At 57.7% G+C, this 22,558-nt stretch carries 22 protein-coding genes and 1 tRNA gene; 17 read left to right on the top strand and 6 right to left on the bottom strand.

Going from position 1 to position 22,558, the window contains the following annotated elements; translation table 11 throughout:
* The first annotated feature begins 19 nt into the window (after positions 1 to 19).
* From MTP39_RS09705 to MTP39_RS09675, 7 genes are all read left to right on the top strand, one after another.
* Positions 20 to 2,197, top strand: coding sequence for an S-layer homology domain-containing protein (locus MTP39_RS09705; protein ID WP_249240378.1), 2,178 nt, complete (start codon positions 20 to 22; stop codon positions 2,195 to 2,197).
* Positions 2,197 to 2,991: a ComF family protein gene (locus MTP39_RS09700; RefSeq protein WP_249240377.1), complete on the top strand. Its 795-nt coding sequence runs from the start codon at positions 2,197 to 2,199 to the stop codon at positions 2,989 to 2,991. Before MTP39_RS09705 ends, MTP39_RS09700 begins: the two co-directional genes overlap by 1 nt.
* Positions 2,992 to 3,141: 150 nt before the next feature.
* A tRNA-Pro gene (locus MTP39_RS09695) sits at positions 3,142 to 3,219 on the top strand.
* 159 nt (positions 3,220 to 3,378) lie between these two features.
* The gene (locus MTP39_RS09690) at positions 3,379 to 4,629 is read left to right on the top strand and encodes a glycerate kinase type-2 family protein (RefSeq protein WP_249240376.1); all 1,251 of its coding nucleotides are present in this window, start codon (positions 3,379 to 3,381) and stop codon (positions 4,627 to 4,629) included.
* 163 nt (positions 4,630 to 4,792) lie between these two features.
* Entirely contained in the window at positions 4,793 to 5,839 is a 1,047-nt protein-coding gene (locus MTP39_RS09685) for an SPFH domain-containing protein (protein WP_249240375.1), read from the top strand.
* The gene (locus MTP39_RS09680) at positions 5,839 to 6,039 is read left to right on the top strand and encodes a PTS ascorbate transporter subunit IIC (RefSeq protein ID WP_249240374.1); all 201 of its coding nucleotides are present in this window, start codon (positions 5,839 to 5,841) and stop codon (positions 6,037 to 6,039) included. The genes MTP39_RS09685 and MTP39_RS09680 overlap by 1 nt, the downstream gene beginning before the upstream one ends.
* Before the next feature lie 338 nt (positions 6,040 to 6,377).
* Positions 6,378 to 7,223: a response regulator gene (locus tag MTP39_RS09675; RefSeq protein WP_249240373.1), complete on the top strand. Its 846-nt coding sequence runs from the start codon at positions 6,378 to 6,380 to the stop codon at positions 7,221 to 7,223.
* Positions 7,224 to 7,345: 122 nt separating this feature from the next.
* Here the strand turns inward: MTP39_RS09675 and MTP39_RS09670 are convergent, their stop codons facing one another.
* Positions 7,346 to 7,816: a methylated-DNA--[protein]-cysteine S-methyltransferase gene (locus tag MTP39_RS09670; protein ID WP_249240372.1), complete on the bottom strand. Its 471-nt coding sequence runs from the start codon at positions 7,814 to 7,816 to the stop codon at positions 7,346 to 7,348.
* Positions 7,817 to 7,903: 87 nt separating this feature from the next.
* Here MTP39_RS09670 and MTP39_RS09665 point away from each other — a divergent pair, with 87 nt between their 5' ends.
* The 4 genes from MTP39_RS09665 (at position 7,904) to bilS (ending at position 10,954) form a co-directional block, all read left to right on the top strand.
* The gene (locus tag MTP39_RS09665) at positions 7,904 to 8,626 is read left to right on the top strand and encodes an NAD-dependent protein deacylase (protein ID WP_117553355.1); all 723 of its coding nucleotides are present in this window, start codon (positions 7,904 to 7,906) and stop codon (positions 8,624 to 8,626) included.
* 91 nt (positions 8,627 to 8,717) lie between these two features.
* Positions 8,718 to 9,347 carry a hypothetical protein gene (locus MTP39_RS09660; RefSeq protein ID WP_249240371.1) on the top strand — a complete coding sequence of 210 codons (630 nt, stop codon included), beginning with the start codon at positions 8,718 to 8,720 and terminating at the stop codon, positions 9,345 to 9,347.
* 28 nt (positions 9,348 to 9,375) lie between these two features.
* Positions 9,376 to 10,338 (top strand): D-2-hydroxyacid dehydrogenase, encoded by a 963-nt coding sequence (locus MTP39_RS09655; RefSeq protein WP_249240370.1) that lies wholly within the window; start codon positions 9,376 to 9,378, stop codon positions 10,336 to 10,338.
* A 124-nt stretch (positions 10,339 to 10,462) separates the two neighbouring features.
* Positions 10,463 to 10,954 carry a flavodoxin family protein BilS gene (bilS, locus tag MTP39_RS09650; protein ID WP_249240369.1) on the top strand — a complete coding sequence of 164 codons (492 nt, stop codon included), beginning with the start codon at positions 10,463 to 10,465 and terminating at the stop codon, positions 10,952 to 10,954.
* A 70-nt stretch (positions 10,955 to 11,024) separates the two neighbouring features.
* Here the strand turns inward: bilS and MTP39_RS09645 are convergent, their stop codons facing one another.
* The 3 genes from MTP39_RS09645 to MTP39_RS09635 all read right to left on the bottom strand — a co-directional run bounded on the left by MTP39_RS09645 (position 11,025) and on the right by MTP39_RS09635 (position 14,465).
* A complete protein-coding gene (locus MTP39_RS09645) occupies positions 11,025 to 11,717 on the bottom strand; it encodes a peptidoglycan-binding domain-containing protein (RefSeq protein WP_249240368.1) in 693 nt (230 codons plus the stop codon).
* A 3-nt stretch (positions 11,718 to 11,720) separates the two neighbouring features.
* Entirely contained in the window at positions 11,721 to 13,793 is a 2,073-nt protein-coding gene (locus MTP39_RS09640) for a peptidoglycan-binding domain-containing protein (RefSeq protein WP_249240367.1), read from the bottom strand.
* Positions 13,794 to 14,048: 255 nt separating this feature from the next.
* Positions 14,049 to 14,465, bottom strand: coding sequence for a hypothetical protein (locus MTP39_RS09635; protein ID WP_249240366.1), 417 nt, complete (start codon positions 14,463 to 14,465; stop codon positions 14,049 to 14,051).
* Positions 14,466 to 14,622: 157 nt separating this feature from the next.
* On the opposite strand from MTP39_RS09635, the gene MTP39_RS09630 reads away from it, so the two are divergent.
* Entirely contained in the window at positions 14,623 to 14,859 is a 237-nt protein-coding gene (locus MTP39_RS09630; RefSeq protein ID WP_249240365.1) for a helix-turn-helix domain-containing protein, read from the top strand.
* 53 nt (positions 14,860 to 14,912) lie between these two features.
* Here MTP39_RS09630 and MTP39_RS09625 read toward each other — a convergent pair whose 3' ends face one another.
* The gene (locus MTP39_RS09625; protein WP_249240364.1) at positions 14,913 to 15,113 is read right to left on the bottom strand and encodes a ClpX C4-type zinc finger protein; all 201 of its coding nucleotides are present in this window, start codon (positions 15,111 to 15,113) and stop codon (positions 14,913 to 14,915) included.
* Positions 15,114 to 15,127: 14 nt separating this feature from the next.
* Positions 15,128 to 17,452 carry an AAA family ATPase gene (locus tag MTP39_RS09620; RefSeq protein ID WP_249240363.1) on the bottom strand — a complete coding sequence of 775 codons (2,325 nt, stop codon included), beginning with the start codon at positions 17,450 to 17,452 and terminating at the stop codon, positions 15,128 to 15,130.
* Positions 17,453 to 17,742: 290 nt separating this feature from the next.
* Here MTP39_RS09620 and MTP39_RS09615 point away from each other — a divergent pair, with 290 nt between their 5' ends.
* The 5 genes from MTP39_RS09615 (at position 17,743) to MTP39_RS09595 (ending at position 21,963) form a co-directional block, all read left to right on the top strand.
* Positions 17,743 to 18,132 carry a C-GCAxxG-C-C family protein gene (locus MTP39_RS09615; RefSeq protein WP_249240362.1) on the top strand — a complete coding sequence of 130 codons (390 nt, stop codon included), beginning with the start codon at positions 17,743 to 17,745 and terminating at the stop codon, positions 18,130 to 18,132.
* A gap of 412 nt (positions 18,133 to 18,544) precedes the next feature.
* Positions 18,545 to 19,273 carry a DUF5058 family protein gene (locus MTP39_RS09610; protein WP_249240361.1) on the top strand — a complete coding sequence of 243 codons (729 nt, stop codon included), beginning with the start codon at positions 18,545 to 18,547 and terminating at the stop codon, positions 19,271 to 19,273.
* Positions 19,274 to 19,289: 16 nt separating this feature from the next.
* The gene (locus MTP39_RS09605; protein ID WP_249240360.1) at positions 19,290 to 20,042 is read left to right on the top strand and encodes a hypothetical protein; all 753 of its coding nucleotides are present in this window, start codon (positions 19,290 to 19,292) and stop codon (positions 20,040 to 20,042) included.
* A 187-nt stretch (positions 20,043 to 20,229) separates the two neighbouring features.
* Positions 20,230 to 20,370: a hypothetical protein gene (locus MTP39_RS09600; protein ID WP_249240359.1), complete on the top strand. Its 141-nt coding sequence runs from the start codon at positions 20,230 to 20,232 to the stop codon at positions 20,368 to 20,370.
* A gap of 27 nt (positions 20,371 to 20,397) precedes the next feature.
* Positions 20,398 to 21,963 (top strand): recombinase family protein, encoded by a 1,566-nt coding sequence (locus MTP39_RS09595; RefSeq protein WP_249240358.1) that lies wholly within the window; start codon positions 20,398 to 20,400, stop codon positions 21,961 to 21,963.
* Positions 21,964 to 22,558: the final 595 nt, after the last annotated feature.

Raw genomic sequence — 22,558 nt, 5'->3', positions numbered from 1 at the left:
AGAACAAGAGGTACGACCAATGAAAAAACGGATTCTCGCATTTCTGCTGGCGGTCAGCATTGCGGTGTCGGTGCTGGTGCTGCCGGTCTCGGCGGCCAGCATCAACAACACGGCCCTGCAGACGGCTATTACTCTGGGCGCTGTGCCCACCGGTCAGGAGCTTGGCGCCAACATTACCCGCGGCGCTTTTGCCAAAATGCTGGTGTCCTTTTCCACCTACCGGGAGAGCGTAGGCGCGCAGGGCACGGTGGGCACCCTGTACCGGGATGTGCCCGGCAGCTCCCAGTGGGCACCCTATATCCGCATTGCGGTGCAGCAGGGCTGGATGAACGGCTACACCGATGGCTCCTTCCGCCCGGACAACACCGTTACGCTGGAGGAAGCCTGTGCTGCGGTGCTGAAGATGCTGAGCTATAAGACCACCGACCTGACCGGCTCCTTCCCGCAGGCACAGCTGAACAAGGCCCAGCAGATCGGTCTGCGGGACCAGCTGACCTGCACGCAGGGACAGGCTATGACCTACGAGCAGTGCACCCTGCTGCTGTACAACGCCCTGCGCGCAAACACCGCCAGCGGCAGCGCATACGGCAGTTCGTTGGGCTTTACGGTGTCCAACGGTCAGGTGGATACCTCCTCGGTGCTGCTCAAGAGCCGCAAGGGCCCCTTTGTGGCAGAGGAGGGCACCCAGCTGCCCTTTACGCCGGTGAGCGTCTACCGCAACGATAAGACCTCCGCTTCGGCAGAGCTGAACAAGTACGATGTGTACTATTACAGCGAAAGCCTGCAGACGGTGTGGATTTACACCCGCCGCGCCGCAGGCCGCATTACGGCAGTATCGCCCAGCGCCAGCGCACCCACCGCGTTGACCGTGGCAGGCAGCAACTACAGTCTGGGCAGCTCTGCGGTGGCATCCAAAATCTCCTCCCTGAACGGCGGCGGCGTGGGCGAGGTAGTCACCCTGCTGCTGGGCATGGACAACGAGGTAGCCGATGTGATCACCGGCGAGGAAGCCGACAGCGTGTTCTACGGCGTGGTGCAGACCGCCAACCGCAGTCTTGTAGAGGATAACGGTGCAGACGTGCTGCAAAAGATCTCGGTGATGTGCACCGACGGCATCGTCCGCACCGTGAACATCGATAAAAGCCTGAACTATCCCACCGGCTGGCTGGTGGAGATCAGCGTGACCCCCGAGGGAGAACAGGTGACCGCCATCGAGTCCAAATCGGTCAGCGGCACCATCAACGACACCGCCACCGCGCTGGGGGACTATGCTCTGGCCGATGACGTACAAATCTTGGATACGACATCGGAGGGGTTGGCTGGGACGGTTCGTCCCAGCCGAATAGCGGGGACAAAGCTGAACGACCTGACTGTGCGCTATTATACGCTGAATGAGCAGGGGCAGATCGACCGCCTGATCCTGAATGACGTCACAGGTGATCTGTGGAAATACGGCGTGCTGGACGACGTAAAGAATCTGGCCTTCAACGCCAGTTCCATTCTGGGCACTCTGACCGGCAGCGGCTCCTCCGGCTCGGGGAATAGCTCTTCGGGAAATAGTTCTTCCGGTTCCGGCAGCGGCTCTACGGGGGACAGTTCTTCCGGTTCCGGCTCTACCGGCGGCACCACCAACACCACCACGGTGGTGGATGATCTGCGCAGTGTGCTGGTGCCCACCACTAGCGAGATCCTGTGGGGCGTCATTGACGGCTCGCTGCTGAGCACGGTCTGGAACCGCATCACCAGCAGTTCCGGTTCGCTGCTGAGCATCGGCCTCAAGCAGCTGGCCAAAATCACGGGCCAGCCCATGAGCACCATCCTCAACTTTGTGGGCGGCGGCGCTACTTACATCTGCTACGTCAACGGCAGTCAGGCCAGCTTTTCCACCTCCATCAAGTATCCGGTGCTGGCGGGCGGTCTGGCAGTGCGGCAAAACGTGAACGGCACGGTAAAGGCCATGATCCAGCTGATGCCCATGAAGATCGACAAGGTGGGCGCAGCCTCGGTGATGAGCAACGGCACCCGCTACGAAACGGCTGACGACATGCAGGTGTACCTGTGGTACAAGGGGCAGTATTACGCCACCAAGCTCTCTGAGGTGAACTCCGAGGGCTACTACCTGACCGGCTGGTACGATAACTTTGGCTGTGCAGCAGGCAAGCGCGTGCGGGTGATCGTGGCAGTCAAAAAGGACTGATGGACTACTATGACCCCCGGCGCAGGGCGCTGCGGGCGGTGCGGCAGCTGCTCTACCCGCGCGAGTGCCCCTTCTGCGGCCGGGTGCTGGGGGATGTACGGGATTGCCCGGACTGTGCAGAGCAGCTGGAAACGCTGCGCCGCAAGCCGGGCATCCGGCTGGAACCGGCGCAGCACTATATCAGCAATCTGGCCGGTGCGGCTGCGCCCTACCGTTACAGCGGCTGTGTGCGGCGCGGTATCCTGAACGCAAAGTATCAGGGCAAGCCGTGGCGGGCTGTGGAGATGGGCAACCGTCTGGTGCAGCTGGCCTTTGGCGGGGAGCTGACCGTGCAGTACGGCGAGCTGCTCCCGCAGCCGGTGCCGTGGGCAGCCATCGGGTACGATCTGATCGTGCCGGTGCCGGCCTCCGGCACAAGGCGCGGCTACAACGTGCCGGAACTGATGGCGCTGCCACTGGCAAAAGCCATGGAGGTGCCGCTGGCACCGCAGGCACTGGAGCGCACCCGGGCAAAACGGCATCAGGCCGGGCTGCCGCTGGAGCAGCGCATGGCCAACGTAGCGGGTGCTTTCCGGGCGGCGCAGCCGCAGCAGCTGGAGGGTAAGCGCATCCTGTTGGTGGATGACGTCATCACCACCGGCACAACGGTTGCTGCCTGCGCGCAGGCGCTGCTCCATGCCGGGGCAGACAGCGTGTTCGCGCTGGCCTTTGCCACGGTGGAGTTTGGCGCACCGCCGGACGACACCACCCCGATCTGCGAGGATGACGAGGAAGAAGCATATAGCGATTTCTAAAAATAACGCTTTTTCGCGCATCCTTTCCGCAGGCAAAAAGCGGGACAGTAAAATGTAAAAACTGCATCAGAAATTTGGAAAAAGCGCTTGACAAAATGGGCAAAGTCGGGTATACTAATCAAGCTGTGAGCGACAAACGCAAACAGATATCCGGGTGTAGCGCAGTTTTGGTAGCGCGCTTGAATGGGGTTCAAGAGGCCGTGAGTTCGATTCTCGCCACTCGGACCAAACGAAAATAATCCGAACTTGTTTCCGATAGGAGATAGGTTCGGATTATTTGTTTTCTGCGGAAAACAGACTTGCATTTATCAAAAAATAACCGAACCTTGCGGCTGCTGATGGAATTTGCCGCAGAGTTCAGGCGAATCTTGTAAGGAGGGTCATAGTATGAATACCACATTGCGGCGGGATGCGGATGAAATCATCCATTCCAGCATTCAGGCGGTGCTGCCAGATAAGGCCGTGTGCCGCGCGCTGGAAAACTTTCAGCCCGGAGGCGGCAGGGTACTGCTGGTGGCGGCGGGCAAGGCCGCATGGCAGATGGCGCACGCCGCCGTGCAGGCATTGGGGTATGTGGACGGCGGCGTTGTGGTGACCAAGTACGGCCATGTGAAGGGCGAAATCCCCGGCATAAGCTGTTATGAGGCGGGCCATCCCGTGCCGGATGCCAACGGCTTTGCAGCCACCGAAAAAGCTTTAGCGCTGGTGCAGGGGCTGACCGCAGAGGACACGGTGCTGTTTCTGCTTTCCGGCGGCGGCAGCACCCTGTTTGAGAAGCCGCTTGTCCCCGGCGGGGAATTGCAGGACATCACAAACCAGCTCCTTGCCAGCGGAGCGGATATCGTGGAGATGAACACCATCCGCAAGCGACTGTCCGCAGTCAAGGGCGGGCGGTTCGCACAGCACTGTGCGCCCGCAAGGGTGTTCAGCATCGTGCTCAGCGATATTCTGGGCGACCCGCTGGATATGATCGCCAGTGGCCCGGCGGTGCCGGATGGCTCCACCTGCGCGCAGGCGCTTGCCGTTGCGGAAAAATATCAGCTCCGCTTATCGGCGCAGGCGAAGGCGCTGCTGGCGCAGGAAACACCGAAAGCCCTTGACAACGTGACCACCCATATCACCGGCAGCGTCCGGGAGCTGTGCGCTGCCGCCGCCGAAGCCTGCCGGAAGCTGGGCTATGCGCCCATCCTCCTCACCGACCGGCTCTGCTGCGAAGCCAAGGAGGCAGGCAGCTTTCTGGGAACCATCGCCTGCACCCATGCGGGGCAGGGGAAAAAGCTGGCCTTTATCGCAGGCGGCGAAACGGTGGTGCACCTGACCGGCAAAGGGCTGGGCGGGCGCAATCAGGAGCTGGCGCTGGCCGCAGCCCCGGCACTGGCCGGACAAAACGCGGCGGTGTTCTCGGTGGGCAGTGACGGCACCGACGGCCCCACCGATGCCGCCGGTGGCTATGCGGACGGCGACACCGCTGCGGCACTGGCTGCGGCGGACCGGAAGGTGTTCGACACCCTGCAAAACAACGATGCCTACCACGCCTTGCAGGCAGTGAATGGGCTTATTATCACAGGCGCTACCGGTACCAATGTCAATGATGTTGCCGTGGTGCTGATTGGGGGAGAAGCGCAGACAGACGCCTGAAACTCTGTCCGTCCGGCGCACCCATAACCTTTACCCCGCTTTGCCCGCAGTGTCCGGGCAGGCGGGGATTTTTTGTTGGAAGTACTTGACAGTTCTTCTGCAAAGTGATATGATTTTGATATCAGAAAGAAACGCTTCCGACCCTGATAAGGAGGGACTTTTTATGGAAGAGAAAATTTTGAATACCCGCAAAAACGGCATGGCTATGCTGCTGCTCACCCTGCTGGGTTATGTGGTGGCTATCGCTCTGTTCGTTTACTGTATCACGTTGCTCAGTGCAGATCGGCCGCACCGGCTGTTTCTGGGCATTCCGCTGCTGATTTTGTCCATTGCGTACTTCATCGCAGGCATTTTCCTGTTCTGCGGCCTTAAGGTGTTAAAGCCGCAGGAGGCGCTGGTGCTCACCCTGTTTGGTGATTACATCGGCACGCTGAAGGGACAGGGCTTTTACTGGGTGAACCCCTTCTGCACCGCCGTCAACCCCGCCGCCGGTACCCGCCTGAGCCAGAGCGGAGATGTGAACAGCAAGGAGAACAGCGTGGCTGCGCTGTTTGGCAATAACGGCCAGAATGCTCAGATGAGCGTCGAGTCCATGAGCAAAAAGATCTCGCTCAAGATGATGACCCTGAACAACTCCCGCCAGAAGATCAACGATTGTCTGGGTAACCCGGTGGAGATCGGCATTGCAGTCATCTGGCGCGTGACCGATACCGCCAAGGCCGTGTTCAACGTGGATAACTACAAGGAATACCTCTCCCTGCAGTGCGACAGCGCCCTGCGCAACGTAGTGCGGGTGTACCCCTACGATGTTGCCCCCAACGTGGACACCACCGGCGACGGCGTAGCCGACGAGGGCAGCCTGCGCGGCTCCTCTGAGGTGGTAGCTGCCCGCATCCGGGACGAGATCCAGAAGAACGTGGCCGAGGCCGGCATCGAGGTGGTGGAAGCCCGCATCACCTATCTGGCCTATGCACCGGAGATCGCAGCGGTCATGCTGCAGCGCCAGCAGGCCAGTGCCATCATTGATGCCCGCAAGATGATCGTGGACGGCGCTGTGGGCATGGTGGAAATGGCGCTGGATCGTCTGAACGAGAACAAGGTAGTGGAGCTGGACGATGAACGCAAGGCGGCAATGGTGTCCAATCTGCTGGTGGTGCTGTGCGGCAACCGGGATGCCCAGCCCATCGTGAACAGCGGCAGCCTGTACTGATGACCGAGCCGAAAAAACAGGTGCCCCTGCGCCTGAACGCTAAGCTCTACGATGCCCTTGCCGCTTGGGCAGAGGATGACTTCCGCTCGGTGAACGGGCAGATCGAATATCTGCTTACCGAGTGCGTGCGTCAGCGCAAAAAGAACGGGAAATATGTCTCCGACCAGTTGGACGTCCCGCCGGAACTGGATCTCCATTAAGACACCCGCGGTAAACGTAAATTATGAAATAAGGCCGCTGCACAAAACCGGTGCGGCGGCCTGTTGTTTGTCAGGGAAAGGCGGTTCTTTCCGGCGGGAAAGGGAACAAATAAAGGCCAATTTGATAGTTCAGTTGATCGTACAATGCTCCGGTATTTCGTCGGAAAAAGCGACCAAAGTCGCAAAAAAGTCTTGAAGATATAGGAGAAGATGGACAAATATCTGGCCGAAAACGTTTCTTTTTTGGATTTTTCCAGAAAATAACTTGCCTAAAAGTTTGCGGCGTGCTAAACTAACAGCGGGGAATTGTTTTGCGTAAGCAGACAGGGGGTGAAGCTATGAAAATACTGGTTGTGGATGACGGTCAGCTTGCGATCAATTCGCTGATCCGTATCCTGTGCCGGGTGGCACCGGACTGCGATTATATCAGTGCCATGACGACTGACGATGCCCTGACGTGGATGCGGCAGGGCCCGATGGATGCTGCCTTTTTGAACTTGGAAATGCCGGGCATGAATGGCCTTGCCCTTGCCCGCATGATCCAGAAATTGCAGCCCCGCTGCAATATCATCGTGGTCACAGAGCACCCGGAGTATGCATTGGAAGCATTGCAGATCTTCGTCAGCGGTTTTCTGCTCAAGCCTGCCAACGAGGCTGATGTGCGCAATGTGCTGGAAAACCTGCGCTACCCGCCGGAAACGGCACCTGTGGGCATCAAGATCCAGTGCTTCGGCAACTTCGAGATCTTTGTGGGCGGGCGTCCGCTCTCCTTCAAGCGCAGCAAGAGCAAGGAGCTGCTGGCTTACCTCGTGGACCGCAACGGTGCCACCTGCACCAACGGCGAGATGCTGGCTGTCCTGTGGGAGGATAAGCCCGATACTGCTTCGCTGCACAGCCACCTGCGCAACCTGATCTTTGACCTCAGCCACACGCTGGAGGACGCAGGGGTCAACGGGCTGCTGGTACGCGGCCGCAGTACATTGGCACTGGATACCAGCAAGGTGGACTGCGATTACTATAACTTCCTGCGGGGAGACCGCTCGGCGTTCAACTCCTACCGGGGCGAGTATATGACCCAGTATTCCTGGGCAGAGGTCACCCGTTCGGCGCTGCGCCAGCAGGCCGCAGCTACGCCCAGAAGCGGGTCGATCCCAAGCTATTACGTCCCGCCCACGGGCTTTTAAAACTGCATAAAACACCAAAGGCTGCTGTGCAAACGATGCGCAGCAGCCTTTTCGATTTTTATAGGTTTGAAAATGGGGTAACAGAACGCCCGCAGGTGTTCTGTTACCCCAAAATAAATTGCTTAAAATCGCTCCAATTCCAGCAAATATTCCTTGATGTCCAGCCCCTCGGCGTAGCCCGTCAGGCTGCCGTCTGCCCCGATGACCCGGTGGCAGGGCACCACGATGCACAGCGGGTTGCGGTGGCAGGCGCTGCCTACGGCGCGGCTGGCCTTGGGTTTGCCCAGCGCCGCCGCCAGTTGTCCGTAGGTGCGGACCTCCCCGTAGGGGATTTTGCGCAGCTGCGCCCATACCGCCTGCTGAAAGGGCGTGCCCTTTGCCGCCAGCGGCAGGTCGAACTCCCGGCGCACCCCGGCAAAATATTCGTTCAGCTGCTCCTCGGCTTCTTGTAACAGGGGGGTCTCCACCACCCTGCGGGGCAGCGGCTCCAGCTCCGGTGCGCCGTCCGGGCAGAAATGTACCCCGCACAGCGCATCGTTCTCCTCCTCTAAACAGATGGCTCCAAGGATGCTGTTGATGTACCAGACGTTCAAAACCGGCCTCTTCCTTTCCTGCAAGAATGTGCTATACTGGTACTATCTTAACACAAAAGCTTCCATGAGGAAAGGGGCGTTTCAACTATGGTCAAGGCACTGGAAGACATTATTGCAAAAAGCAGCAGCATCGTCTTTTTCGGCGGCGCGGGCGTTTCTACGGAAAGCGGCATCCCGGATTTCCGCAGCGTGGACGGGCTGTACCACCAGAAGTACGACTACCCGCCCGAAACCATCCTCAGTCATACCTTCTGGGAGGAAAACCCGGAAGAATTTTACCGTTTTTACCGCGATAAGCTGATCGTAAAGGGGGCAAAGCCCAACGCCGCCCATCTGCGGCTGGCAAAGCTGGAACAGCAGGGCAAGCTGCGGGCGGTGGTCACCCAGAACATCGACGGTCTGCATCAGGCGGCGGGCAGCAAAACCGTGTACGAGCTGCACGGCAGCACTCTGCGCAACTACTGCACCCGCTGCGGCAAGTTCTACGATGTGGATTTCATCGCAAACAGCACCGGCGTGCCCCGCTGTACCGAGTGCGGCGGCATCGTAAAGCCGGACGTGGTGCTTTACGAGGAGGGCTTGGACGAGGAGGTGCTGTCCGGCGCGGTGGATGCCATCCGCCATGCCGATACCCTTATCATCGGCGGTACCAGTCTGGTGGTGTACCCTGCCGCCGGGCTCATCCGCTACTTCCGGGGTGACAACTTGGTGGTCATCAATATGCAGCCCACCGGGGCGGATGCCTCTGCCGACCTGTGCATTGCAAAGCCCATTGGGCAGGTGCTGAGCGAGGACGTTTCGCTGGACTGATCTTTGTGCTGTAAGGCGCGCTGTTTCGCGCCGGTTTGCACGCAGTTTTCTGTATGCTGATGGAAAGAACATCAGAACGGAGGAACTGCAAATGATCCAGGTATGCGACCCGCCGCGTCAGCGGCAGGTACGGCGGCTTTCCGCCGAAGAATTTTTTACATTGGTGCGCTGCGGCGGGGCGGGGTTCTACCGTCCCCGTACCGAGGTGCTACGGATGCTGACCGTAGGCGAGGCGTGGGGCACAGCTGGGGCGGCGCTGCTGGTGCTGCCCCTTACCGCCGATACCGCCGCAGCAGCGGCATTGCGCAGCTGGCTGGGGCGTCGGCAGCTGGAAGGCGGCTGTCTGCTCACCCCGCCGGTGAGCACCGGCGAGGAGCTGCCCGCCCGGCTGGTGGAAATTGCCGCAGCCCGGGCAGACCGGCTGCGCCGCAAGGGCACGGCATGGGCGGTAGTGGAGTGCACCGAAACCGCGGCGGCACGGTTGCCGCTGTATTTCCGGCAGGGCTTCGGGCTGCGGGCGCTGCGCCCGCTGGAAAGCCTTGCGCCCTGCTTTTTGCTGCGCACCGGCTGTGTGCCCGCCCGCACCGCGCCGGTGTGGGTGCCGCTGGAAGATAGGGTGCAGCTGGCGCTGCTGCTGGCAAAGGGCTATGCCGCGCTGGACAGCCGCCCCTACGGCGGCAGTCTTGCACTGGCGCTTTATCCGCTGAAAGAAACGGAATAACGTAAACCAGAGAGGGAATGAGAAAGCTATGAAGGCAGTGATCCTGGAAAGCTATGTGATGGAAGAAGGGGACTTGGACTGGTCCGGGGTAAAGGCACTGGTGCCGGACACCACCAGCTATGTGCGCACCGACTACGCGGACATTGCGCCCCGCATCGGGGATGCAGAGCTGGTGCTCATCAACAAGTGCCGCATTGACGAGGCGGTGCTGGCGCAGTGCCCGAACCTTAAATGGGTGGGCATCATCGCCACCGGCACGGATAATATCGACCTTGAAGCCTGCCGCCGCCATGGGGTGGCAGTAGCCAACGTGCCGGGGTACTCTACTTATAGCGTGGCGCAGATGACCTTCAGCCTGCTGCTGGCCATCTGCCAGTGTGCCCAGCGGTACGACCGGGCGGTAAAGGACGGATACTGGCAGCTGGGCATCCCGGCAGAGTACGGTCTGCTGCCGCAGGTGGAGCTGCTGGGCAAGACCTTTGGCATCTACGGCTACGGCAGCATCGGCCGCCAGACCGCCCGCATCGCAAAGGCCTTTGGCATGGAGGTGCTGGTGTGCACCCGCACGGTGCGCCCGGAGTACGACTCTGATGGGGTGGAGTTCGTGGACTTTGACACCCTGCTTGCCCGCAGCGATGTGCTCAGCCTGCACTGCCCGGCCACCCCGGCAACCCGTGGGCTGATGAGCCGGGAAGCCCTTGCCAAAATGAAGCCCGGTGCCATTCTGCTGAACACCGCCCGGGGCGCACTGGTAGACGAAGAAGCCGTAGCTGATGCGCTGGAAAGTGGAAAACTCGCCTTTTACGGCGCTGATGCCTTTGCCACTGAGCCGCTGCCGCCCCAAAGCCGTTTGCGCGTCCTGCCGGGCGCGGTGCTCACTCCGCATATCGCATGGACTACCAAGGAAGCATTGCAGCGGCTGATGGACATCACCACCGGCAATCTGCGCAGCATTCTGGCCGGGAAAGGCGAGAATATCGTCAACTCTTGATTTTGGCAGGGCACTGTACTATACTCTTCCATGATTTCAGGCTCTCACGGCAAAGGAACTGCCGTAAAATAACGTATGCACAAGAGCACCCGGCAGCTTTGCCGCTGCTCTGAGGGAGGTAAAAATGAGTTACGCCATCGTATTCAGCAGCAAAACCGGCAACACCGCACTGCTGGCACAGACCCTGCAGGAGCAGCTGCCGCAGGCAGACTGTTGCTATTTCGGTGTGCCGGACGCTGCCGCATTGGCAGCAGATACCCTATATGTGGGCTTTTGGACGGACAAGGGCAAGGCTGACGCCGACACGCTGGAGCTTTTGCAGCAGCTGCACGGCAAGCGGGTGTTCCTGTTTGGCACTGCAGGCTTTGGCGGCAGTGCGCCCTACTTCGAAAAGATCCTTGCCGCCACCCGGAAGGCGCTGGACGGCAGCAACACCGTCATCGGCAGCTTTATGTGTCAGGGCAAAATGCCCATGTCCGTCCGGCAGCGGTACGAGGCGATGAAGGCGCAGCCTGCGCACATCCCCAATCTGGATGCCCTGATCGAAAACTTCGACAAGGCGCTCTCCCACCCGGATGCCGCAGATCTGGAACAGTTGAAGCAGGCTGTAAAATAAGATTTTTCCATAGAAAAGGGTTCCGAAACGCTCGCGGGCGTCTCGGAACCCTTTTTATATAAACTGAAAACTAGTCAATGGTGGTTTTGGTGCGCCCGATGCCGATGACGGCGGTGGAGATCTTTTTCCAGCTGTCGCAGCCGCACACGCCGTCCACCCGCAGGCTGGTACGCTTCTGGTAGCCGCGCAGCGCCTGTTCGGTGCGGGCACCAAAGATGCCGTCGATGCGGCTGCCGGTCTGGTAGCCAAGGGTGGAAAGTGCGTCCTGCAAGACCATGACATAGCAGCCCCGGCTGCCCCGGCGCAGGGTGGGGTAACCGGCGGTGGTGCCGCTGCAGGCCGGGGTGCCGTAGCGGCGGTCAAAGTGCACCCATGTGGGGGTCTGGCTCAGCGGCTCCACATAGCCCCACGCGCCGGTAGCGCGGGCAGCGTTGTAAATGGCGGTGCGCTGGCGCTGGCCAAGGCTTTGCCCTACGTCAAACGCTACCCCTGCATAGTGCTGGCTGCGGGTGCCGTGACCGCCCTCCCAGATGCGGCGGAAGGCGTACCCCACCGGGATGCCCCTGCCGTATTTGCGGCGGGTCAGGTTCCACGCCTCCATGGCGGCAATGGTGGTCCACAGGGTAGGGCTGGCCGATTTACCCCGGAACTCCCGCAGCCGCAGGGTGGTCAGGGTGCTGTAAGGCATGGGATCGTTCTCGTTCAGGTTTGCGTAGGTGTACACCTTGTTTTCGTAGGCGTCATAGATCAAAAGGCGTGCCATCCCTCATTCCTCCTTCTCGCAGCCGCAGGGGTCGGCGCACTGGGCTTGCAAAGCATACCATGTTTCGCGGTACACGATGCCGTTCACCGGCTGCAGCCCCGCCTGCTGCTGAACAGCCCGCACGGCGGCTGCGTCTGCCGCGCCAAAGCGGTTGTTATCGGCCACATAGCCCTCGCCGCAGGAAAGCTGCGCCCGGCGGTTGAGCCAGCGCTCCACCTGTCCCACCTCCTGCCCGGCGCTGCCCTCGGCGATGGCGCGCCCCGGGTAAGCGGTGCTGGGCGGAACGTCCCGGTCCGGGTTCGGGGCGTGGGCGGCCAGCTGCAAACTCAGTGCCTCCACCGCCGTCCATGTGTCGGCATCGGCAATGCCGGTCTGCTCCAGCCCTAATAGCTGCTGGGCGCTGCGGGTGGCTGTGGCAGTTTCTTCGGTATAGCGGTCGACAAGGGGCGGAGCTTCCACGCTGGAAAAATAATAGGCGATGCGCTGCAAAAGCAGATTGTAGTACAGCACCGCCTCGCCGCTGCTGCCCACCGTCAGCGGGGCACCGGGGTAGGGCAGACGTTTTAAAGTGACCACCGGGCCGGAAGAGCGCAGCTGGCTGGCGCGGCCATAGAGGGAGTTCCATGTGGTGCGCCCCACCACACCGTCCACGGTAAGCCCCGCAAATCGCTGGTATGCCCGCACTGCCCGCTCGGTATCCGCGCCAAACTTGCCGTCAATGCTTACCGGCGGGATGCTGCTCTCGTAGGCGCTCATGAGGTAGAGGTAAAATTGCAGCTCCCGCACCGCTGTGCCGGAAGAGCCGGTGCGCAGCACGCCCGGGTACTCGCCGGGACGCAGGGAAGAGGAGAGCAGCCGGTTGGCGATATCGTTGTACACCTCGTACAGCTTTTGCCATGTGGTTTGCCCCACCACGCCGTCTGCCGTCAGCCCGAAGTAGCGCTGGAACCGCCGCACAGCCGATGCCGTGCCCGCGCCGAATTTTCCGTCCACGGTCACGCTTTCAAGGCTTGTGTACACGGTGCGCGCGATCTTCAGCCAGAACTGCACCAGCCGCACATTCTGCCCGGAGGAACCCTCCCGCAGCGGCGTGCCGGGGTAGGCGTTGGGGGTGCCGTTGTCGGACTGGATACTCAAAAACTCATCGTACAGCTCCTTCCAAGTGGTCTGACCCACTATGCCGTCCACCGTAAGGCCGTATTTGCGTTGGAAGGCGCGCACCGCATTGGCGGTGGCGGTGCCGAATATGCCGTCCACCTTTACGGCGGGGATGGCGCTGTCGTACTGCGCCAGCGTGTTCAGCCAGAACTGTACCTGCTCCACCGCGCTGCCGGAAGCGCCAGAGCTCAGCACCGTGCCGCTCCATGTGCCGTCAGACAGGGTGCCGGTAGCAGTTTCGCCCTCGCTGGTCAGCTCGGCGAGGTCCTTTACCGATACATAGATGTAGCTGATCTTGTACCATGTCTGCCGCCCCACCACGCCGTCGGCGGTCAGGTTGAACTGCTTCTGGAACGCCCGCACTGTGGCAGCCATTTGGCTGCCGAATACGCCGTCCACCGTCAGTTTGCCAAGGAAGGGATAGTCCTTGGTAATGCGGTTCAGCTGCCGTTGCAGGGTGAACACCGCCGCGCCGCGGCTGCCCTGCCGCAGCGGCGTGCCGGGGTAGCTCTGCGGGATGGAGCGGATATTTTGGGTGCGCACGATCTCGATGCTGCTGCCGTAGTAGTAGCGCAGGATCTGCAAAGCACTGCGCCCGTTGTTGGCCAGCGTTACCGTGCCCCATTGCTTGAGCCCCGGGCAGGTGACCGATTTGCCGTCGCAATACTCGGAATAATAGGGGTTCACCGTGCCGCGCTTGCGCAGATAGGTGTTGAAGATATCGTCTGTGATGCGCACCATCACCTCGAACACCGTGCGCCCATGGACGTAGTACTGGTCGTAGCTGGTGGAGTTGGTGATGTTGAAGGTGTAGCCCTTGCTGGGGTACCACTCGGTATAAATGCGGTTCAGCGCCAGCGAGATCTGGCAGTGGATGTTCGCCCGCAGTGCCTGCTCCGGCCAGGTAGGACAGAACAAACCAAAGATGAGAATGAACGTATAAACGTGTGAAAACTACTGACTTTCCGCTGCGGCGGGCCGATACAGGAAAAAGTTTTTGCATGGAGGTGATCGATCGTGAAACTTCTGCCTGCTTTTGCCATTTCCGGCAGGGGCATTAAACATGCAAAAGGAGCCGTTGCGATCAGCAACGGCTCCTATCATGTCAGCGCTACGAGCGTTTTTAATGCACTCTAAAATCCATAAATGAATGTATTTCTTCGGATCCTGTATTTACCAACGATCATTTCTGGAATTCCACGCGTCATGGAAGCGATCGACCCGACGCTCATAAGACCGCTGCCGCCCTGCCGCTCCGGTAAAAAAGCGGATGATCTTTCCGCCAAGAAAGATTATTGCAATAAAAGCAATCAGAAGCAGGATGAAAAGGAAAAAATCGCCAACAGAATGTATCCCGGAGGGGGTCAGGCTGCAAAGGAGCGCAAAGCCTATTAAAACGACAAATACCCCGGCACCGGCCAAAAATAAGTAAAATCGAAGTCTGCCGCCGTAGCGAAAAATCGCCCACAAAATAAACCCTGCAACAAATATATAATACCAGTTGCCGGTGCTGCCAAGCCATGCTACAAGATTTAGAATCGGTTGCAAGATCCAGTTCAGCGCATTTAAAAATGCCATAAAAAGAGTCATTTGATCGTTTCCTCCTACATTGTACACAAGAACCACTTGGATATGCTTTATCTTAGAATACATCAATTTGTCGTTTTGATGTTTTCCTTACCGTAAAACCCGGTGAAAATTGCGAAATGGCTTGAATTATTGTACAATCTAATACGAGGTGATTGCGATGCGGTACACGGAGAGGATTCGCGAATTGCGGGATGATTATGACTACAGCCAAAAGGATATTGCAAGAGCTGTGTATGTTGCACAGACGACTTATTCAGACTATGAAAATGGCAGAGTGCGGATGCCAGTGGAGTGTCTGATCGAGTTGGCAAGATTCTATAATGTAGACATGAATTACATCACAGGACTCACAGATATTTCGCAGCCATTTCCTGTCACATTCAAAAAAGAATGACAAAACGAAAACGGTCATGCTTTTGCATGGCCGTTTTCGTTTGAGATGCTATTTTACAGATACAAATCGTCTGGATCACCTGCGGTGGGGCTGGCAGGCTGAGAATTCTTGGAAGCGTCATCTTTTTTGTCTGCATCAAGAATCAGGTTATAACAAAGTTTGACACACGCATTACAGATGTTCGCACCGTTCGGCCCGAGAATCAATAGACCGACATCCTTTTGATCTTTACCACAAAAACTGCAAACACTCATGTAGACACCTCTTTTTATTGTATTGCAGACTGAATATCTTCTGGCAAAAGCTGCTGAAGGCTTTCGACCTCGCAGTGACCGGACGCCAGAATGCGGTTGCTTTGTTTGGTTACAATGGACTCAAACAAATTACGTATGGTACGCGCATTGGCAAAGCTGGTACTGCGGGTTTGCTCCAACACCTGAAGATAGTTCAGCAGATCCTGCTCTGCCTCAGGCGTAAGACGATAATCCCGTTTTTTGCATAGCCGCAAAAAGATCTCCATCATTTCCGGAGCGGTGTAATCAGGAAAATCAAAATAGGAAGTAAAGCGGGAAGCAAGGCCGGGGTTGCTTTCGATAAAGGACTGCATCTGCTCCTTATATCCGGCTACGATCACAATAAAGTCGTCCCGGTGGTTTTCCATCTCGACAAGCAGCGTATCGATGGCTTCCTGTCCAAAATCGTTTCCGCCTTTTCCAACCAGTGTATAGGCCTCATCAATAAATAAGATCCCGCCGCGTGCTTCGCGGATCTTTGCCAGCGTTTTAGGCGCGGTTTCGCCCACATAACGGCCTACAAGATCGGCGCGCTGTACTTCCACTAACTGCCCGCGCGGCAATACACCGATCTCATTGTACAACTGTGCCATGATCCGGGCAACGGTGGTTTTTCCTGTACCGGGATTTCCGGTAAAAACCATGTGCCGGGACATTGCGGCGGTTTTCAGCCCCTGCTGCTCCCGCAGCTGCTGATAGCGAACCATGTTGATCTGTTCCATGACGGACTTTTTCAAAGCAGTCATTCCGACCAGCTCGTTCAATTCTTCCTGTGGAGAAGGGCCTTTCTTCGGAAGCGGCATACAGGATTTTACATCGTCCAGCGTGATCGTCATCAGATCTTCCAGGCTGGGGTTGCTCATTGTACCAAGCCGTGTGCTCTGACTGACCAGCAGCTTCTGGAAATAGTTGCGGACTTCGCGTGCGTTGGCAAAGTTTTCCCCCGCACTGCGGCGGATCTCGCGCAGCTGCATGGCGGCTGCTTCAAGCGCATCGCTGCTGATTTGATAATCACGAGAGGTGCACAGCTTTTTGAAGATCTGCAGCATCTCGTCCTCGGTATAATCTGGAAATTGGAAATATCGCGTAAAACGGGATTCCAAGCCGGGATTGCTGTTGACAAAATCTTTCATCTGCTGCGGATAACCGGCTACGATCACAATGAGATCATCACGATAGTCCTCCATCGCTTTCAGAAGCGTGTCGATGGCTTCCTGTCCGAAATCATTCGAGCCTTTTCCAACCAGCGTATAGGCCTCATCAATAAATAAGATACCGCCCAAAGCCTCCTGGATCTTTTCCAGCGTTTTAGGCGCAGTGGAACCAATGTAACCGCCTACAAGATCAGCGCGCTGAACTTCGACCAGCTGACCTTTGGAAAGAACGCCGATTTCCTGAAAAAGCCGTCCCATAATACGCGCAACGGTGGTTTTGCCGGTGCCCGGGTTGCCGGTAAAAACCATGTGCAGACTCTGTTTTTCTATGCGCAATCCCATAGCCTCGCGCTTTTTTTGTATCTGCATCATTGTAAATTGCTGCTGGATGTCGGTTTTTAGCTGTGTCAATCCGATCAGGGCGTTCAGCTCTTCCATTGCGGATTGCTGCGGAGCTGCCGGCTCCTGTACAGCTGAGCGCCTTTCCGGCTTCTGCGCAGAGGAAGGAGTCTGCGCAGGACACAACTGCTCCAATGCCTGCTGTGCATCGGCGTTTCCCTGTGCTGCGGCCTGCTTTAAATACTGTTCTGCCTTGGAACGGTCTGTCTGTACGCCAAGGCCGTCACGATAACAGATGCCCAGCTTGTATTGGGCTCCGGGAACATTGCGCTCAGCCGCCAGTGTGTACCAATGGGCAGCTTCTGTCCAATTCTGTGGGACATCACGGCCAACTTCGTAAAGCCGACCAAGCCAGAAAGGAGCTTGCCTGTTTCCAAGTTCTGTGCCCAGCTTCAGCTGGCGTACTGCGCCGGGAATGCTTTTAGAAACACCAAGACCATTGATATACATTCTCCCCAAAAAAGTTGCTGCATGCGCGTTGCCGCGTGCAGAGGCTTTGCTCCACCAGGAACAGGCTTTTTCATACTGCTTTTTCTCATAGTACTTTCCGCCCAGACGATCCATTGCCTCTGCGTCACCCTGTCGGGCGGCAAGCTCCAACGGATCCTCCGAAGATGACGAATCAAGGACAAAAGCATCACAGGAACTGTTGGCGCTGATATAAGATAGTCGTTCGAGACCGCAGCGATATCTGTTGCTGATGGGGTTCCATTGTTTGTATTTACAATGAAGACAGTTCCGTTCCATGAGACTTTGCACTCCCGTTATTATAAAATGTATTTCTTTCATTCTACTTTTTTTATTTTTCGGTTTATGATTTTACCGGGATGTCCGGTGCACCAGCCCGAATCGCAACCAGTATCGGACGGATGATCGTTTTTGGCTTGTCTAGGGGAGTTGTTTCCTCGCAACATATCTTTCCTGTAAGTGTACTGTCACAGAGCAGTGAGAATTGGCAGATAGGCTTTTCTGATGGGAGAAACCATGGTATACTGAAAGCAACGAATCGGAAGTAATCAAAGAAAGAGGACTGTAAAATGAACATCGAAGAACGGGCAGCGCAGGCTGCCGCATGGAAAGCTGCCGGACAGTGCAACTGCGCACAGGCGGTGCTGAAAGCATTCGAGGACAAGCTGCCGGTGGATGCCGACACTCTGACGAAGCTGGGCGCAGGCTATGCCGCCGGCATGGGCTGCATGGAAAGCACCTGCGGCGCACTGATCGGCGCTGTGATGGTGGCGGGCGTTGTTACGGACGGCAAGGGTACGCCCCGCATCTCCAAGGAACTGCTGCAAAATTTTCAGGAAAAGTGCGGCGCTACCATCTGTAAAGACCTGAAGGGCACGGAGACCGGCGCACCGCTGTGCCCCTGCCCGGAGTGCGTCCGCAACGCCGTGCTGGCACTGGGCGAGACGCTGGGGGAGTAAGGCGGCAGAATAAGATAAATGCAAAGGGAGCTCTGCCCGGACATTTGTCCGTGGCAGAACTCCTTTTTGCTTTATATTTCACGAAAACCGACCAGAACGCCGATAAGGGCAAGTCAGAAAAATATCTTGCCCTTGTCCGCTGTTTTCGGCAGAACGACAGAAATTTTCTTTAAAATTTGTGCAACTTTCAACGGAAGCAAAGTGACCGGCGGTCATAACTTTATTATCTTTGCGCGATAAAGGCTTTTTGCGGCTTCTCCTACCGGAAATGTATCCCAAAAGCCGTCTGCACTTTAGTCATACTTATTTGACAGAAAAAGCTTTTTCCGGTATCTTGTCCGTATCGCGAGGACGGCGGGCAGAGAATACCCGCCTTTTTTCGTCCGTTTTGTGTTTATGGGGAGGACAATCTATGGCAACCATGAAAGATATCATCCAGAGCCCGCTGCTGCTGGCGCTGGTCATCGGCGGTCTTTTGTACATTTCCGCATTCTCGCTGGTCTATCTCAAAAAGGCCTACGACCACTGTCTGGAACTGGGCATCACCCGCAAGGAACTGAGCAACGTGATCAAATCCAGCCTGATATTCTCTGTTGTGCCCAGCCTTTCCATCGTGGTGGGTCTGTTCGTGCTCATTGCGGTGATGGGCAGCGTGTGGGCATGGTGGCGGCTGTCGGTCATCGGCTCGCTGTCCTACGAAACCATGATCTCCAGCTCCATTGCACAGGTGCTGGGCTACGCATCCTCTGCGGAAATGCTGGAGGGTGCCACCGGACGGCAGTTCGGCGTGGTGATGATCCTGATGAGCGTGGGCATGCTGAGCGGTTTCCTGATCCTGCTGCCCCTCGGCAAAAAGTTGTGCAAAAGCGTGGACCGCTCTGCGGCCGAAAGCGGCGGCAGCACTTGGAAAAACGTGCTGTCCGGTGTGTTTATGCTGGTGATGTTCTCGGTGTACATTCCCATTCTGCTATTCACCGACAATGTGCAGGCTGCCGTTATGATCACCGGCCTTGTGATCGCCATTGGTGTGGGTGTGCTGGCAAAGCGCCCGGGTCTTGCATGGCTCAATAACTTTGTAATGGCATTCTCCATGCTGGGCGGCCTGATCTCGTCGCTGGCATGGGTACGGATTTTCGGTTAAGGGGAGGAAAACAGACATGAGCAAAGCAAAGACTGAGGCTAAAATGGATTCCTTCCAGAGCTGGGCGCACCGCTGGGGTCGTGTGGGTACCCTGATCGCCCTCATTTACATGGTGGCGCTGCCCTTTGTGGTGCTGGCTGCCTACGACAGCATCCCGTCTCTGGGCGAGGTGTTCAACGTGAACACCTTTTCCATCCTGCTCATCTACATCCCGGTGGGCTTTTCGGAGGCACTGAGCTACACCCCTATTCTGGGCTGTTCGGCTTATCTGGCCTTTATCACCGGCAATATCATGAACCTGAAGCTCCCGGTGGCAGCAAACGCCATGAACCTGACCAAGAAGCAGCCCAACACCCCGGAAGGTGAGGCCATCGCCTCGGTGGCTGTTGCGGTCTCTTCCCTGATGACCGTTGCCATCCTGACGCTGGCAGCGGTGTGTGCCTCCTTCATCAGCCCGGTGTTCGAGCTGCCCGCCGTCAAGACGGCCTCCGGCTACCTGCTGCCGGCGCTGTTCGGCTCTATGGCGTTGGGTCTGTTCGCCAGCTCGTCCAGCGGCAGCAAGGTAGTCAAGGGCGGCATCAAGGGCGTTCTGCCGGTGCTCATCATCATGACGGTGGTCTCCCTTGCCGCACGCCTTGCGGGCTACGGTTCCGTGCTGGGCGGACTTGTGGGCATCTTTATCATCGTGATGCTGCCTATCGGCATCCTGACTTCCTATGTGTTGTGGAGGAAAGGCAAGATCCGGGTAGTGGACAAAGAGCAGAAGTAAAATATAGCAGCAAAAACGGTCTGAATCCTGTATGGTACAGGGTTCAGGCCGTTTTTGCTGTAATTTGATTTGTCGGTCGTTGTAATAGTTGTGCCATATTGCCGCCTGAAAAGTTCTGATTTCCGGCAGCCGGAAATAGACTGAGATGACGCATAACACAACCAAGCAAACCGAAAAGGGGGAGCCTATGGAGAAAACTTCTTTTATCCTGTACGAGAAATTTCAGTCCGAGACAAACCAGCAGCGCAAAGAATGCTTTCAGAAGGCGTTTGAGCGATACATCGTTGATAAACTGCCTGCTGCCGATCCGGCAAAGGCCTGTGGCTGACAGACCGTCCTTGCAAAGGTGCAGCGGATGAAAGCAGCGATTTATTGCCGCCTGAGCAAAGAAGACGAAACCAGGACCGGTGAATCGGAAAGTATCCAGAACCAGAAGTCGATGCTGCTCCAGTACGCCATGGAGCAGGGCTTTGAACTCTACCAGATCTATTCCGATGAGGATTACTCCGGCATCGACCGGAATCGTCCGGCGTTCAATGCCATGATACAGGCTGCCAGCGAACACAGGTTTGATGTGGTGCTGGCAAAGACGCAGTCCCGTTTTACCCGGGATATGGAGCTGGTGGAAAAATACCTCCACGGGAAGTTCATTGAGTGGGGCATTCGGTTTATTGCTGTCGTTGACCATGTGGATACAAACGATACGGCGAACAAAAAGTCCCGTCAGATCAATGGCCTGATCAACGAGTGGTATCTGGAGGATCTGTCCGCCAATGTCCGCTCGGTGCTGAATCATAAGCGGAAGGAGGGGCAGTATATCGCCTCCTTTGCCCTGTACGGCTACCAGAAAGCCCCGGACGCCAAAGGAAAGCTTGTCATCGACCCGGAGGCAGCGGAGGTGGTAAAGCGTATTTTTGCATTGGCGCTCAGCGGAATGGGTGCGCACAAAATCGCACAGATTTTAAACGAGGAGGGAGTGCCAAGCCCCACAGCGTACAAGCAGCAGAACGGGAAGCGCTACCACCTTGCCCGGAAAACGTCCTGTGAGTCGCTGTGGAGCAGCGGGACGATCTACCAGATGCTTCACAACCAGACCTATACCGGGAATCTGGTGCAGGGGCGGCACAAAAAGGTGAGCTACAAGTCCAAGCGGACGGTCTGGCTCCCTAAGTCCCAGTGGATCGTGGTGGAGAACACCCACGAAGCCATCATCGACAAGGATACCTACGACACCGTGCAGCGGATAATGCAGCGCCGCACCCGCAGCGGTGCCGGGGGTATGATCCATCCCTTGGCGCGGAAGGTGGTGTGCAGCTGCTGCGGCTGCATCATGGAGCAGACCGGCCGCCCGCCCAAGGCAGACGGCACCTGTGTGCGCTATGTCCGCTGCCGGATGCACCAGCGTGCGCCCAAGCGGTGCGGGAACAAGACCTGCACCAATCTGGACGATTTGCAGGAGCTGGTGCTCCGGCGCATCCGGGAATATGCAGCGGAATATTTCGACCCGGAAAAGGTGGAACTGCCCCGGCGGGATGACCCGGTACGGCAGCGGGAGCAGGCGCAGCGCAGCGAGCTGAAACGGCTGAAAGGCGAGGTGGAGCGGCGGCGCAAAGCTATGCAGGAGCTGTATCTGGATAAAGTGTCCGGGCTGATCGATGCCGTTCAATTTGCGGAAATGAACCGGGCGTTTGGGGAGGAAATAAAAAGTGCGGAAAACCGCATCCGTGGCTTGGAAGCAGAACTGGAACAGCAGCTAAAGGAAACGGACGTTGTTCAGGCGCAAAGGCAGCGTGTCCGTGAACTGGCACAGGTTTCCCATCTGACCCGTGAACTTGCGGCGCTTCTGGTGCGGCGTGTGGTTGTCAGCCCAAAAGACCCGCTTACCGGAAAGCAGGAGATCACGATCGAATGGGAGTTCTGAGCCGGGAAGCACCCTGCCCGTTGGGTTATTTTCGTCAGCCCATGTGGGGTAGACCTCACTGGAAGCAACGTTTGCGATATAATCCCGGAAGGAGACGGTCACATTGCGGGCAGAAGCCGCCGGTTTGCCCAGATGCACCGTGATATTTTTGGGGATGACGACCTGATCCAGCACCCGGGGTATGCAGTGCTGCACCGGCTGCGGGCCGCTGCCGCCGCTGCCCGCAAACAAAGCGTGCGGCGGGATGACGATGGGCGAGTCCGGGATGTCCTTGCCTTCCTCGGTGTCGGGCAGCATCTGGGGCTGTGCAAGCGTTACCTGCCCGGCGAAGATCTGGATGCCCTCAATGCGCACGGTGCGGTAGCCGGGCTTTGCGGCGGTCAGGCTGACAATGGCGTAGGGGCGGGTGGTGTTGTCCTCGTCCAGCGAGAGGGCGCAGGCGGGGGCTTCAATGGGGATGTCGGCGGCGCTGCCGGTCGCATCGGTGATACAGTGCAGGGTAAAGCCGTCCCCCTGCACCGCAACGATCACCCCCTCCATGGGGGCAGACTGGCGGGCCGCAAAGGTCTGGATGCGGAGAGTTCCGGTGTTTTTC

Origin of the sequence: Faecalibacterium sp. I3-3-33 (genome assembly GCF_023347295.1) — a bacterium.
Classification (GTDB): Bacteria; Bacillota; Clostridia; order Oscillospirales; family Ruminococcaceae; genus Faecalibacterium.
This window is presented reverse-complemented; position numbering and strand designations above follow the sequence as displayed.

Excerpts from the sequence above, each read along its gene's own strand:
- MTP39_RS09675 (WP_249240373.1), top strand. The coding sequence starts at position 6,378 with ATGAAAATACTGGTTGTGGATGACGGTCAGCTTGCGATCAATTCGCTG.
- MTP39_RS09625 (WP_249240364.1), bottom strand. The coding sequence starts at position 15,113 with ATGAGTGTTTGCAGTTTTTGTGGTAAAGATCAAAAGGATGTCGGTCTA.
- MTP39_RS09600 (WP_249240359.1), top strand. The coding sequence starts at position 20,230 with ATGGAGAAAACTTCTTTTATCCTGTACGAGAAATTTCAGTCCGAGACA.
- MTP39_RS09605 (WP_249240360.1), top strand. The coding sequence starts at position 19,290 with ATGAGCAAAGCAAAGACTGAGGCTAAAATGGATTCCTTCCAGAGCTGG.
- MTP39_RS09655 (WP_249240370.1), top strand. The coding sequence starts at position 9,376 with ATGAAGGCAGTGATCCTGGAAAGCTATGTGATGGAAGAAGGGGACTTG.
- MTP39_RS09680 (WP_249240374.1), top strand. The coding sequence starts at position 5,839 with ATGACCGAGCCGAAAAAACAGGTGCCCCTGCGCCTGAACGCTAAGCTC.
- MTP39_RS09635 (WP_249240366.1), bottom strand. The coding sequence starts at position 14,465 with ATGACTCTTTTTATGGCATTTTTAAATGCGCTGAACTGGATCTTGCAA.
- MTP39_RS09620 (WP_249240363.1), bottom strand. The coding sequence starts at position 17,452 with ATGGAACGGAACTGTCTTCATTGTAAATACAAACAATGGAACCCCATC.
- MTP39_RS09615 (WP_249240362.1), top strand. The coding sequence starts at position 17,743 with ATGAACATCGAAGAACGGGCAGCGCAGGCTGCCGCATGGAAAGCTGCC.
- MTP39_RS09630 (WP_249240365.1), top strand. The coding sequence starts at position 14,623 with ATGCGGTACACGGAGAGGATTCGCGAATTGCGGGATGATTATGACTAC.
- MTP39_RS09685 (WP_249240375.1), top strand. The coding sequence starts at position 4,793 with ATGGAAGAGAAAATTTTGAATACCCGCAAAAACGGCATGGCTATGCTG.
- MTP39_RS09700 (WP_249240377.1), top strand. The coding sequence starts at position 2,197 with ATGGACTACTATGACCCCCGGCGCAGGGCGCTGCGGGCGGTGCGGCAG.
- MTP39_RS09660 (WP_249240371.1), top strand. The coding sequence starts at position 8,718 with ATGATCCAGGTATGCGACCCGCCGCGTCAGCGGCAGGTACGGCGGCTT.
- MTP39_RS09645 (WP_249240368.1), bottom strand. The coding sequence starts at position 11,717 with ATGGCACGCCTTTTGATCTATGACGCCTACGAAAACAAGGTGTACACC.
- MTP39_RS09690 (WP_249240376.1), top strand. The coding sequence starts at position 3,379 with ATGAATACCACATTGCGGCGGGATGCGGATGAAATCATCCATTCCAGC.
- MTP39_RS09595 (WP_249240358.1), top strand. The coding sequence starts at position 20,398 with ATGAAAGCAGCGATTTATTGCCGCCTGAGCAAAGAAGACGAAACCAGG.
- MTP39_RS09610 (WP_249240361.1), top strand. The coding sequence starts at position 18,545 with ATGGCAACCATGAAAGATATCATCCAGAGCCCGCTGCTGCTGGCGCTG.
- bilS (WP_249240369.1), top strand. The coding sequence starts at position 10,463 with ATGAGTTACGCCATCGTATTCAGCAGCAAAACCGGCAACACCGCACTG.
- MTP39_RS09665 (WP_117553355.1), top strand. The coding sequence starts at position 7,904 with ATGGTCAAGGCACTGGAAGACATTATTGCAAAAAGCAGCAGCATCGTC.
- MTP39_RS09705 (WP_249240378.1), top strand. The coding sequence starts at position 20 with ATGAAAAAACGGATTCTCGCATTTCTGCTGGCGGTCAGCATTGCGGTG.